General features: G+C 66.4%; 10 protein-coding genes. 4 read left to right on the plus strand and 6 right to left on the minus strand.

Annotated elements, in window-relative coordinates:
- Positions 1-155: 155 nt before the first annotated feature.
- Complete coding sequence (locus tag J5474_RS03455) at positions 156-1,595, plus strand: aldehyde dehydrogenase family protein (protein WP_209359331.1); 1,440 nt, start codon at positions 156-158, stop codon at positions 1,593-1,595.
- A 134-nt stretch (positions 1,596-1,729) separates the two neighbouring features.
- On the opposite strand, the gene arsB is transcribed toward J5474_RS03455, so the two are convergent.
- The 5 genes from arsB to J5474_RS03480 form a co-directional block, all read right to left on the minus strand.
- Positions 1,730-2,758, minus strand: a complete 1,029-nt coding sequence (arsB, locus tag J5474_RS03460) for an ACR3 family arsenite efflux transporter (RefSeq protein WP_209359333.1) — start codon at positions 2,756-2,758, stop codon at positions 1,730-1,732.
- Positions 2,759-2,846: 88 nt separating this feature from the next.
- On the minus strand, positions 2,847-3,491 hold the full coding sequence (locus J5474_RS03465) for an RluA family pseudouridine synthase (protein ID WP_209359335.1): 645 nt from the start codon (positions 3,489-3,491) through the stop codon (positions 2,847-2,849).
- 586 nt (positions 3,492-4,077) lie between these two features.
- Positions 4,078-4,971, minus strand: coding sequence for a homocysteine S-methyltransferase family protein (locus J5474_RS03470; protein WP_209359337.1), 894 nt, complete (start codon positions 4,969-4,971; stop codon positions 4,078-4,080).
- Positions 4,972-5,109: 138 nt separating this feature from the next.
- Complete coding sequence (locus tag J5474_RS03475) at positions 5,110-5,568, minus strand: GAF domain-containing protein (RefSeq protein ID WP_209359339.1); 459 nt, start codon at positions 5,566-5,568, stop codon at positions 5,110-5,112.
- Positions 5,569-5,673: 105 nt separating this feature from the next.
- Positions 5,674-6,846: a thiolase family protein gene (locus J5474_RS03480; RefSeq protein ID WP_209359341.1), complete on the minus strand. Its 1,173-nt coding sequence runs from the start codon at positions 6,844-6,846 to the stop codon at positions 5,674-5,676.
- A gap of 173 nt (positions 6,847-7,019) precedes the next feature.
- On the opposite strand from J5474_RS03480, the gene J5474_RS03485 reads away from it, so the two are divergent.
- From J5474_RS03485 to J5474_RS03495, 3 genes are all read left to right on the plus strand, one after another.
- Positions 7,020-7,349 carry an STAS domain-containing protein gene (locus J5474_RS03485; protein ID WP_209359343.1) on the plus strand — a complete coding sequence of 110 codons (330 nt, stop codon included), beginning with the start codon at positions 7,020-7,022 and terminating at the stop codon, positions 7,347-7,349.
- Positions 7,350-7,548: 199 nt separating this feature from the next.
- Positions 7,549-8,046 (plus strand): ATP-binding protein, encoded by a 498-nt coding sequence (locus J5474_RS03490; protein ID WP_209359345.1) that lies wholly within the window; start codon positions 7,549-7,551, stop codon positions 8,044-8,046.
- A 706-nt stretch (positions 8,047-8,752) separates the two neighbouring features.
- Entirely contained in the window at positions 8,753-10,330 is a 1,578-nt protein-coding gene (locus J5474_RS03495; protein ID WP_209359506.1) for a gamma-glutamyltransferase family protein, read from the plus strand.
- A gap of 404 nt (positions 10,331-10,734) precedes the next feature.
- Here the strand turns inward: J5474_RS03495 and J5474_RS03500 are convergent, their stop codons facing one another.
- Positions 10,735-12,105: a glutamate--cysteine ligase gene (locus J5474_RS03500; protein ID WP_209359347.1), complete on the minus strand. Its 1,371-nt coding sequence runs from the start codon at positions 12,103-12,105 to the stop codon at positions 10,735-10,737.
- Positions 12,106-12,145 lie beyond the last annotated feature (40 nt).

Genomic DNA, 12,145 nt, shown 5'->3' on the forward strand with positions numbered 1-12,145 from the left:
TTCAATTTTTGATATGTAAAGGCCCCGCTTGCACCCCTTTCCGGCCAGTGACAGAGTGTCGCCATAACCCGACCGACCGGTCGGGAAAACAGCAACGAAGCACGGACGAGGCCCCCCTCATGGGCGGACCTAATCATTGATCGGGAGGATCAGCAATGCTCGAGAAACGCCAGTTCTACATCGATGGCGCATGGGTCGACCCCGCCGAGGCCCGCGACCACAACGTGATCGACCCCTCGACGGAGGACCCCTGCGCGGTGATCTCGCTGGGCGGTCAGGCCGACACCGACCGCGCCGTGGCAGCCGCCCGCGCCGCCCTGCCCGGCTGGATGGCCACCCCGCCCGAAGAACGCCTCGCGGCCCTGGAACGGGTCTACGCCGAGTACAGGAAGCGTTCAGAAGATCTGGCCCAGGCCATGTCCATGGAGATGGGCGCGCCGATCGAACTGGCGCGGACCTCGCAGTTCGGCGCGGGCCTCGGACACCTGAAGAACTTCATTGCCGCGGCAAAAGCCTTCGAGTGGGAAAAGCCGCTGTCCGACGAGCATCCCGACACGATGATCCGCCACGAGGCGGTGGGCGTCTGCGCGCTCATCACGCCGTGGAACTGGCCGATGAACCAGATCACGCTGAAGGTCGGCGCGGCACTGGTGGCGGGGAACACGATGGTGCTGAAGCCGTCGGAGGAGAGCCCCATCGACGCCATGATCTTTGCCGAGGTGATGGATGCCGCGGACCTTCCGAAGGGCGTTTTCAACCTCGTCAATGGCGACGGCGCGGGCGTGGGCACGCAGCTGTCTTCGCATAAGGACGTGGATATGGTGAGCTTCACCGGCTCCACCCGCGCGGGCATCGCGATCTCCAAGGCCGCCGCCGACACGCTGAAGCGCGTGCACCTCGAACTGGGCGGCAAGGGCGCCAATCTGATCTTCGAAGACGCCGACGAAAAGGCAGTGAAGCGCGGCGTGCTGCACATGATGAACAACTCCGGCCAGTCCTGCAACGCGCCCTCGCGGATGATGGTTCAGGCGGGGCGCTACGACGCCGCCGTCGAAGAGGCCGCCAATGTCGCCTCCAAGGTCACTGTTGGCCCTGCCTCCCAGGAAGGCCGCCACATAGGCCCGGTGGTGAACGAGACCCAGTGGACCAAGATCCAGGATCTGATCCAGAAGGGTATCGACGAGGGCGCGCGGCTGGTTGCCGGGGGAGTCGGCCGCCCAGAGGGCCTGAACAAGGGTTTCTACGTACGCCCCACCGTCTTTGCCGACGTGACGCCGGAGATGACCATCGCGCGTGAGGAGATCTTTGGCCCGGTGCTGTCGATCCTCAAATTCGAGACCGAGGAAGAGGCCGTCGCCATGGCCAATGATACGGTCTACGGCCTGACCAATTACGTGCAGTCGTCGGACACGGAGCGCCGTCACCGACTGGCGCGGCAGCTGCGGTCCGGCATGGTGGAAATGAACGGCAAGTCGCGCGGGCCGGGCGCGCCCTTTGGCGGCGTGAAGGCCTCTGGTAACGGTCGCGAAGGCGGCGCCTGGGGCATCCACGACTTCGTCGAGGTCAAGGCGATCTCCGGCTGGTCGGCGGAGTGAACGGTTTCGCCTGACTGCGTCAGGCGACCGACGCGCCTGTGGCGCGTATGGGGGCGCGGCCCCCATACCCACGCGGTATTTTCAAACCAAAGAAGCAGGACCCCGAGTCCTGCTTCTACCGTTATTTGACCCCTTCAGGCGAAGCGGCCACGCGTGCGGTTGGCGAAGGCTACCAGCGACAGCATGACGGGGACCTCGACGAGGACACCAACCACTGTCGCCAGCGCTGCACCGGAGTGCAGACCGAAAAGCGAGATGGCCACAGCCACGGCGAGTTCGAAAAAGTTCGACGTGCCGATCATGGCGCAGGGCGCTGCGATGCGGTGCGGCACGTTCAGCGCCCATGCCGCGCCATAGGCCAGCGCAAAGATGCCGTAGCCCTGAATCAGGATCGGCACCGCGATCAGAGCGATCACCGCCGGTCTTGCGAGAATCACCTCACCTTGCAAGCCGAACAGGATCGCGACAGTGGCGATCAACCCGATCACCGAGAAGGGTTTGACCCGCGCGGTGAAGGCCTCGATCCGGGCGTCGGTCCCCAGCACCCGCCGTGTCATCAGCCCCGCCAGCAGCGGCAGGACGACATAGAGAACCGTCGCCAGAACCAGCGTTGCCCAAGGCACCGCGATCTCTGTCACGCCCAGCAGAAAAGCCACGATGGGGGCGAAGGCGAAAACCATGATGATGTCGTTCACCGAGACCTGGACCAGCGTGTAGGTAGCATCGCCGCGCGTCAGCTGCGACCAGACGAAGACCATCGCCGTGCAGGGCGCCGCTCCCAGCAGGATCAACCCGGCGGTGTATTGTGCCGCGTCCTCGGGCGCGATGAACGGTGCAAAGACGTGGTCGAAGAACAGCACCGCCAGCGCCGCCATGGTGAAGGGCTTCACCAGCCAGTTCACTGTCAGCGTGACCAGCAGTCCCCTGGGCTGCCGCGCCACGCCCGCCACCGCTCCGAAATCAACGCCCACCATCATCGGGTAGACCATGGCCCAGATCAGCACCGCGACGACGAGGTTAATCGACGCGATCTCCGCCCGCGCGATACCCTGCACCAGTCCCGGCGCAACAAGCCCGCCGGCGATGCCCACCACCATGGCCAGCGCTACCCAAAGCGTCAGCCAACGCTCGAAAATACCCAGCGGCGCGTTTTCGTCGATCATCTCGTCCCCCTCATCTCCCTCCCCGGATACGCCGGGAAACCGAAGTCTGGCAACTATCGGGGGCACATGACAGCCTTGCGACAGTCCGTCAGAACGGCGTCCTGGCGCGGAAACTCATGCCGCGCCCGCTTTCGGGGTGGTTCACCCGCAGCTCTTCGGCGTGCAGCATCATGCGCGGAAATTGCGCCGCGGTCTCGGGCGCATACAGCTCGTCGCCGAGGATCGGGTGCCCCAGCGCCAGCATGTGGACCCGCAGCTGGTGCGTCCGCCCGGTATGCGGGAACAGTCGGACACGGCTTTCTTCGTCGGAGGTCCTCAGCACCTTGTAGCCCGTCAGCGCGGGCTTGCCCGTTTCCAGGCTGACCATCTGCCGAGGCCGGTTCGGCCAGTCCACAATCAGCGGCAGGTCGACGTCTCCGGCCTTCGGCGTGAGCCGCCCGGCGACGCGAGCCACGTAGATCTTCCTCGTCTTCCGCGCCTCGAACTGGGCACCGAGGTCACGCTGCGCATGGGCCGTCAGGGCAAAGACCATCACGCCGGAAGTATCCCGATCCAGTCGATGCACCAGCCGCACGGTCGGAAAGGCGGTTTCGAGGCGCGTCAGCAGGCAGTCCGCCAGATCCTCACCCTTGCCGGGAACCGACAGCAGGCCGGCGGGCTTGTCGACGACCAAGAGGTCGCTGTCCTCGTGCAGGATCGGGATGTCGCCTTTCGGCGGATCGTAGGTGCTCATGCCCCTCCCTACCGCGTGGCCCGTGCGGTGCAAGCGGGTTTTGCCGCGGCAGGCCGACGGGGCCAAAACATATCACGCGCCACAGCCCTTTGCGAAAAGTGCGCGCGATCCCACGCAGACACCAACACCCGCACCACGGTCTGGATCGCCGCGCGCTGACCCGTCTCCCTGACGCTGGCAAACCTGTCCTGCGGGGTGACCGCCGCAGCCCAGACAGCGTTTTTCGGCCCCGCAGGCCAGTGTCCGATGGTTGGCACCGCCATCGACCGCGGCGGAGTGACATTCGACGCGTGCTTCTCCGGCGAATGCCGGGACCACGGCAATGCCCGCCCCCCCCCCCGGGAGCGCGGCAATCCCGCCACGGCACGCCCCCGATTCCGCGAGTGCAAGCCCAATTCCGCGACGGATTGCTGCAGTCCCGTAGGCCCCATGCGCGCAGCCCTCAGGCGGCGATGGGGCACAGGCAGCATCCCAGCCGCCTTCTTTGACTCTCACGATACCTCAGGGGGAGCCGCCGCAGGCCCCAAGGGGGCAGAATCCTCCAACGCGCCGCGGGGGCGCGCGCCCGCGAAAAAGAGCCAGCGTGTCAGACGATCTTGTGCCCGACTTCGCGCAAGCGGCGCGCGATCTCGGCAATATGCAAAGGACCGGTTTCGCAGCAGCCACCGACGATGGTCGCGCCGCAGTCCAGCCAGCGCATGACGTGGTCGGCGTAGATCTCCGGCCCCATGTCCCGGCGGCGGGTCAGGGCATCGACAGTGGGGCTGTCCTTCAGGAAATCCTTGGTGATCATGGTGAAAGCATTGGCGTAGGCACCGAAAGGCAACCCCGCCTTCGCCAGATGGGCCAAGGCGGCAGGCATCGCCTCCGGCGCCGCACAATTGGCCAGCAGCGCCGCCGCACCGTCGCGGGCGATGGGACCCACCTCCGACACCGGCTCGCCGGAGCGCAGGCGCGTGCCGTCCTCGTCGTCCACAGTCACAGCAAGCCAGACAGGCAGGCCCATGCCCCGCGCGCCTTCGAGCACCGCGCGGGCATGGTTCAGCGAGGCGACCGTTTCGCAGATCAGGAGATCGCAGCCGGGCGCCAGCATTCCCGCCACCTCCGCATAAAGCGGGACCGCCTCCGCGTGGGGCGGGTGGATGTCGGGGCGGTAGGAGGCGCCGAGTGGCCCGATGCTGCCCGCGATCCGCCCGCAGCCATGGGCGTCGCGGGCGCTTTCTGCTTCGGCCAGGGCCGCCCGCAGAAGCGCCGGAAACTGATCCTCCATCCCCGCCTTCACCAACCGGTCGCGATGTAACGCATAGGTGTTGGTCATGGCCACCGTGGCTCCGGCCGCGAAATAATCGGTGTGGACCTGCCCCACCAGCCCGGGATGATCCACCATCACCTGCGTGGCCCAGAGCGGCGTTGGCCGGTCGCCCGCGCGCCGGAGCAGTTCCTGCCCCATACCGCCGTCAAGCAGGGTGATCGCTGTCATCGGGACATCCTTTCCAAGCCTCGGCGCCGCGCCATTGCCGCCCCTCCGGGGCATATCTGGACGGAAGACCCCGGACTTCAAGCCGAAGTCGCCCGCCTCACGGCGGCCAGACCGCACGCTGGCCGGGTCCGACAGGTATCAGGCGGCGTGGCGGAAGACCGCGTCGAGGATCGCCTGCAACCGCGCTTCGTCCTCTTCGGTGAACGCGTCCGGGAAATCACTGTCGATGTCGAAGACACCAAGCAACCGCCCCTGCCCGTCACGCACCGGCAGAACAAGTTCCGACCGGGTCGAACTGGAGCAGGCGATATGATCGGTGAAGGCTTCCACATCCGCGACGCGCTGCGCTGCACCGGTGCGCGCACAGGCGCCGCAGACGCCCCGTGCAAAGGGGATCACGAGGCAGCCGTGCCCACCCTGATAGGGGCCGATCTTCAGAAGCTCCGGTGCGGTCACGCGGTAGAAGCCGGTCCAGTGAAAACGGTCGTCGGCGTGCTGTACCTCGCAGGCGAGGGTCGCCATGAGGGCGACGGAATCCGTCTCGCCCTCGGTCAGGGCGGCAACGGTCTTTGTGAGGGTGTCGTAATCGATTTTCATGGGGCTGCTTCTGCCACGGGTCAAGGCGAGGGGCCAGCCCCTCGCGCTCCCCGAGGTATTTTCGAACCAAAGAAGAAGGAGAAGCGCACCCCTCCCGCTGCGGCGTCAGAGGCGTTCGATGGCGAGGGCCGTGCCTTCGCCGCCGCCAATGCAGATGGCCGCGACACCGCGCTTCAGCCCACGTTTTTCCAGCGCGTTCAGAAGCGTGACGATAATCCGCGCACCGGACGCGCCGATGGGGTGGCCCAGAGCGCAGGCGCCGCCGTTCACGTTCACGATGTCGCGGGGAAGGCCCATTTCCTTCATGAACGCCATCGGCACCACGGCAAAGGCTTCGTTCACCTCCCAGAGGTCGACGTCGCCCTTCTTCCAGCCGATCCGTTCCAGCAGCTTTCTCGCGGCCGGGACCGGGGCCGTGGGGAAATCCCTTGGCGCCTGCGCGTGGCTGGCGTGGCCGAGGATGCGGGCGCGGGGCGTGCTGCCCGCAGCGACCGCCACGTCAAGCGTGGTCATCACCAGCGCCGCCGCGCCGTCGCTGATCGACGAGGAATTCGCCGCGGTCACCGTGCCGCCCTTGCGAAAGGCCGGTTTCAGCATCGGGATCTTTTCGGGCCGGGCCTTGCCGGGCTGTTCGTCGCGGGTGATGATCTCTTCGCCGTGCCGCGTGTGCAGCGTGACGGGAACGATTTCGTTGTCGAAGGCGTCTGAGCGTTCCGCGTCGAGCGCGTTCGACAGCGAAGCCAGCGCGTACTGGTCCTGCGCCTCGCGGGTGAACTGGAAGGCCTCCGCGCAATCTTCTGCAAAGGTGCCCATCAGGCGGCCCCGATCATATGCGTCCTCAAGTCCGTCAAGAAACATGTGATCGACAACCTGACTGTGGCCGATTCGCGCGCCGCCACGCATCTTGGGCAGCAGATAGGGCGCTTGCGACATGGACTCCATGCCACCGGCCACGATGCAGGCCGCCTGGCCCAGTGCCAGCCGGTCCCAGGCCATCATCGCCGCCTTCATCCCCGAACCGCACATCTTGTTCAGCGTTGTGGCAGGAACGTCCTCTCCCAGACCGGCGGCAAAGCCCGCCTGCCGCGCCGGTGCCTGCCCCTGCCCTGCGGGCAGCACGCAGCCCATCAGCAGTTCGTCCACCTGAGCGGGTGCGGCCTCTGCCAGCGCCGCCCGGATCGCCGCGCCGCCGAGCGTCGCCGCAGGAACGTCCTCGAAGACGCCCTGAAAGCCGCCCATCGGCGTGCGCGCCGCCCCGGTGATCACCACGTCCTTCATGTTCTCTCTCCCGCAAAAGCCATGTGCCCTGCATACCGAATGGTAAGGATTAGCGTCTAGCCTCCCGTGGCGATCCGAGGGATGAGCGGCGCGGTATCCGTGACCAGGAATGTTTGTCCGACAAACCCGCCCCGGCCCGCACTGGTCACGACCCATTGGTAACGAGGCACCGCATGCTACTGAACACCCGCAAGGAAGGCGACATCGACATTGTCCGTGTCGAGGCGGATCGGATCGATGCCGCCGTCGCCATCCATTTCAAGGACCGTATGCGCGAGGCGCTCGGTGGTGCAACAGGTCGCGTGATCCTCGACCTCGAGGAGGTCGATTTCATCGACTCCTCCGGTCTCGGGGCCATCGTTGCCGCGATGAAGCTGATGCCGCCGGGGATCAAGCTGGAGCTTGCCGGACTTACCGCCGCCGTCGACAAGGTGTTTCGCATGACGCGGATGGATTCGATCTTTGTCATCCATCCCTCCGCCGGCACGGCGCTGGAGGCATGACCGCCGCCGTGTCCAACGCGCCGGAGACGCCAGGCGGGGCAAGCGGGCAATCCCTAACGGGATCGCGCGCCAGTCTGACACAGGGCGTGGCCAAGCAGCCGCAGGGCATAATACCGGCAGGCTTCGCTATCGGGGCCATCGGGGCCATCGGGGCCTCCGCAGGGGTCTGACTGACGGAAGCGCCGCGGGGGGCGTCCAGATGATCGCGGAACGACTGGAGGGCGACGTCTTTTCGATCCACGGCACAGTTGCTGCCGTGCCTGATGCAGTGACCGCTGCGCTGCTCGAAATCCGTCAGCACCTGGTTCAGGACGGAACGGCGCGAGCCCCGCATTGGGAAATCGTCGTCGCAGAAGTCCTCAACAACATCGTGGAACACGCATTCGAGAACCATTTGGGCGGGGAGATCACGCTCCGCCTCGACTTTCGCCCCGCAGGCCTTTGTGCCAGTTTCCGGGACAACGGTCATGCCATGCCGGGGGGCATGTTGCCGCCATCACCCACCGCCGATCTCGATGTGCCCCGCGCCGACCTGCCAGAAGGCGGTTTCGGCTGGCAGCTTATCCGCGGCTTTGCGCGCCGTATCGACTACCATCGCCGCGACGGGTGCAATCACCTTGAGCTGGACATCCCCCTTGCCGATCCTGCCGCCGGTATGACCGACGCGGAGCGCGCGCGCCGACAGGCCCGGAAATGACCGTACCCCGGTCCCAATCCGGCCCGATTCAAAGGGCAATCTCGGTCTTGTAGCTGCACAAGCTTCCCCTCGGCGACGGGCGACTTTCAGCCCCCACCCAGTGCCCGGCGCCGAGGGACTTCACCCTGACGTGCACGCCCTCCGGGGCGTTTTTCCCGTTAGGGCCTCGCGGTCAGGTTCGCCCCCATCCTCGCCCGCATCGCGGCCTCCAAAACTCCCCGCTGCGACCTTATTCCCGCCCGCTTCGCACCTGATAAACGAGGCTGTAGCTGCAAAAGCTTCACCTCGGTGCCGGGCGACTTTCAGCCCCCACCCAGTGCCCGGCGCCGAGGTCTCCAACCCCTCCCCCCAGCCCCCACAACGAACACGCCATGGCCCGCTTCGGCGGGTCTTTTCGTCTTTGGCCGGGTGCGCGGCATGGCCGCCCACAAATGGACCGCACGGGCGCCTACAAATGACCCGAGCCGCTCCATATTCCCGCCCCGTTCGGAAACGATAACCGGACTTGTAGCTGCATAGGCTTCACCTCGGGGCCGGGCGACTTTCAGCCCCCACCCAGTGCCCGGCGCCGAGGTCTCCATGCGCGCCTAAACTCGCAACATCGCCGGACAATTTCCCGACCATGCGTCGCATCGCGGCGCATTGGCGCATCGCATTGACGCCGACGTCGAGCGCCGCCATCCTGCGCCGCGACAGGGAGGACACAATGCGCGACTTTCACATACCCGGCCGCTCGGCCGTTCTGGCGACCAACGGACTCTGCGCCACGTCACATCCGCTCGCCGCCAGCGCGGCTATCGACATCCTGCGCCGCGGCGGCAATGCCATGGACGCCGCCATCGCGGGCGCGGTGATCCTTGGCTGCGCCGAGCCCGCAATGACCGGCATCGGCGGAGATTGTTTTGCGCTGGTTTCGCCTGCCGGCAGCGAGGAGGTCCACGCCGTCAACGGCTCCGGCCGCGCCCCCGCCGCGCACAATGCCGCTGACCTCCGGGCAGAGGGCCACGCCACGGTACCACTCGACAGCGCCCACGCCGTCACCGTGCCCGGTGCCGTTGATGCCTTCTGCGCCATGTCCGACCGCTGGGGGAAGCTTGGCCTCGCCGACAGCCTTGCCCCCGCGATCCAGTACATGGAGGACGGCATCCCCGTCGCGGCCCGCGTCGCTTTCGACTACGCGCAAAAGCACGACGTGCTGCAGGGCCGCGCCCGCGACCATTTCCTGCCATGGGGCCGCGCGCCGAAGGTGGGCGACAGCCTTGCCCTGCCCGGCCAGGCCGAGGTGCTGCGCCGCGTCGCGCGTGACGGCCGCAAGGGGTTTTACGAAGGCGAAGTGGCCGAGGACATGGTCGCGAGCCTCAACGCCCTTGGCGGGCGCCACAGCCTGGAAGATTTCGCCACGACGCAGACCAGCTTCGGAGAACCGCTGTCGGGCCAGTACAAGGGCCGCGAACTGCTGGAGCATCCGCCGAACGGTCAGGGCATCACGGCGCACCTGATGCTGAATATCCTGTCGCATTTCGACATCGCCAACATGGACCCATTTGGCGCCGACCGCGCCCATGTGGAGGCCGAGGCAGCCAAGCTCGCCTATGACGCGCGCAACCGTTTCCTGTCCGACCCGGAGCATATGACCCGGCTCGACCATCTGCGGTCCCCCGAAACGGCGGCAAAGATGGCCGCGCTCATCGACATGAAACGCGCCATGCCTTCGGCCACCAGCCTTTCCGAGGCCGTGCACAAGGACACCATTTACCTCACGGTCGTGGACCGCGACCGTATGGCGGTGTCGCTGATTTACTCGATCTTCCACGGCTTCGGCTCCGGGCTTGCCTCTGATCGTTTCGGCATTCTGTTCCAGAACCGCGGTGCCGGGTTCAGCCTGACGGAAGGCCACGCCAACGAGATGGCCGGAGGCAAGCGGCCGATGCACACCATCATCCCGGCCATGGTCCGCGACGGCGGCCGGGTCACCATGCCGTTCGGGGTGATGGGCGGGCAGTACCAGCCCAACGGGCATGCACGTGTGCTGTCCAACATGACCGATTTCGGCATGGACCCTCAGACCGCGCTCGACGCTCCGCGCAGCTTTGCCGAAGGTGCGACGCTCCAGCTTGAGCGTGGTTACGCCCCCGAGGTCGCGGCGGAACTGGCCGAGCGCGGTCACGCGGTCGAGACGCCGGAGACTCCGATCGGCGGCGCACAGGCGATCGTGATCCATGGTTCGGGCGTGCTAGAAGGCGCCTCCGACCCCCGAAAGGACGGTTGCGCTCTGGGCTACTGAACCGGCGGCGCCCTCAAAGCGCAAGCAGGTCACAAGGCACGGGCAGGTCACAAGGCACGGGCAGGTCACCATGGGCGCCGTCAGGAATTCCTGACGGCGCCTGTTTCCTGCCGTGATCGGCGCTTTCCCATGGACAGGTTCATAGGCGCCTGCCGTTCACCGCCCTGGTCCGCTCCCGCAACCGCGCGCCCCGGTCCGACACCCTGAACGCGAAACCTCTACAACCCGCCTGGGAAAAGAACGACCCCATACTGGGCTGAGCCGTCCTGCAGATCGCGGGAATGGCGCAGGCGCCCGAGATAGACGCCGCGCGAAAGCAAAGGTCAGCGAATACTACCGCCGCAACGTCCCTGGACAGGCAGGCAACGCGCCGGAGTGTTTCCGGCCGCCCGGCCCGAGCACCCTCAGTAGGAATAGGCGCCGTAGATCTTCGTCAGATCGCCGTTCCAAACGCCGTGGTAATGCTCCAGCAGCTCGTCCGACGGCACTTTCCCCGACTCCACGCTCTCTTTCAGCGCGTTCAGGAAATGCGTCTCGTCCGGCACCAGCCCGCCCGCGCCAGGCATGGCGCGCGCCTTCAGGCCCGCTTCGGCGATCTCCAGAACCTCGCGCGCGAGGTCGTGCATCCTGATGTCGCCCACTACGGCCTGCAGCGCCTGCCGCGTCGCTGCGTGGCGCAGCGCCTCGCGGGTTTCCGCATCCCAGCCCTTTACCAGATCCCATGCCGCGTCCAGCGCACCCTGATCGTACATCAGCCCGACCCAGAAGCCCGGCAGCGCGCAAAGCCTGCGCCACGGCCCGCCGTCCGCGCCGCGCATCTCGATATACTTCTTCACCCGCGCGTCCGGGAAGGCCGTCGTCAGGTGGTCGGCCCAATCGGACAGCGTCGGCTTTTCGCCGGGAAGCGCGGGCAGCCTGCCCTCCAGGAAATCGCGGAACGACTGGCCCAGCGCGTCGATGTATTGGCCGTCGCGGTAGACAAAGTACATCGGCACATCCAGCGCGTATTCCGCGTAGCGTTCGAAGCCAAAGCCCTCCTCGAACACGAACGGCAGCATTCCCGTGCGCGAATCGTCGAGCGTCTCCCAGATCTGCATGCGCTTCGACTTCACATCGAGCGGCTTGCCCTCGAAGAAGGGCGAGTTGGCAAAGAGCGCCGTGGCCACCGGCGACAGAGCCAGCGCCACGCGCAGCTTCTGCACCATGTCGGCCTCGGAGGCGAAGTCGAGGTTGACCTGCACGGTGCAGGTCCGTCGCATCATCTCGCGCCCCGTGGTGCCGACTGTGGGCATGTAGGCGTCCATCAGCTTGTACCGGCCCTTGGGCATCAGCGGCATCTCGGCATGCGTCCAGATCGGCGCAGCACCCAGCCCGATGAAGCCCACGCCGATCTCGTCCGAGACATCCTTCACCTCGCGCAGGTGTTCGTTCACCTCGTCGCAGGTCTGGTGGATCGTTTCCAGCGGGGCACCGGACAGTTCCAGCGCGCCGCCGGGTTCAAGGCTCACGTTGGCACCGTCCTTGGTCAGGCCAATCAGCTTGCCGGCCTCACGCACCTCCGTCCAGCCCCATCGGTCGCGCAGCCCCTCCAGTACAGCACGGATGGAGCGATCCCCGTCATAGGGCAGCGGCTTCAGCGTGTCCTTGCAGTAACCGAACTTCTCGTGCTCGGTGCCGATCCGCCAGTCGTCGTGCGGCTTGCACCCCGAGGCCATGTATTCGACCAGTTGCTCGTGGCGCTCGATCGGCCCGCCGCCGGACTGAGGAATGGACATGTGAGCGCTCCCGCTGCGTTTGGTGTCGTCGTCAGGTAAC

The sequence above is a fragment of the Sagittula salina genome (assembly GCF_017813235.1).
In the GTDB taxonomy this organism is placed as follows: domain Bacteria; phylum Pseudomonadota; class Alphaproteobacteria; order Rhodobacterales; family Rhodobacteraceae; genus Sagittula; species Sagittula salina.

Coding starts and splice junctions, on each gene's coding strand:
- J5474_RS03455 (WP_209359331.1), top strand. CDS start 156: ATGCTCGAGAAACGCCAGTTCTACATCGATGGCGCATGGGTCGACCCC.
- arsB (WP_209359333.1), bottom strand. CDS start 2,758: ATGATCGACGAAAACGCGCCGCTGGGTATTTTCGAGCGTTGGCTGACG.
- J5474_RS03465 (WP_209359335.1), bottom strand. CDS start 3,491: ATGAGCACCTACGATCCGCCGAAAGGCGACATCCCGATCCTGCACGAG.
- J5474_RS03470 (WP_209359337.1), bottom strand. CDS start 4,971: ATGACAGCGATCACCCTGCTTGACGGCGGTATGGGGCAGGAACTGCTC.
- J5474_RS03475 (WP_209359339.1), bottom strand. CDS start 5,568: ATGAAAATCGATTACGACACCCTCACAAAGACCGTTGCCGCCCTGACC.
- J5474_RS03480 (WP_209359341.1), bottom strand. CDS start 6,846: ATGAAGGACGTGGTGATCACCGGGGCGGCGCGCACGCCGATGGGCGGC.
- J5474_RS03485 (WP_209359343.1), top strand. CDS start 7,020: ATGCTACTGAACACCCGCAAGGAAGGCGACATCGACATTGTCCGTGTC.
- J5474_RS03490 (WP_209359345.1), top strand. CDS start 7,549: ATGATCGCGGAACGACTGGAGGGCGACGTCTTTTCGATCCACGGCACA.
- J5474_RS03495 (WP_209359506.1), top strand. CDS start 8,753: ATGCGCGACTTTCACATACCCGGCCGCTCGGCCGTTCTGGCGACCAAC.
- J5474_RS03500 (WP_209359347.1), bottom strand. CDS start 12,105: ATGTCCATTCCTCAGTCCGGCGGCGGGCCGATCGAGCGCCACGAGCAA.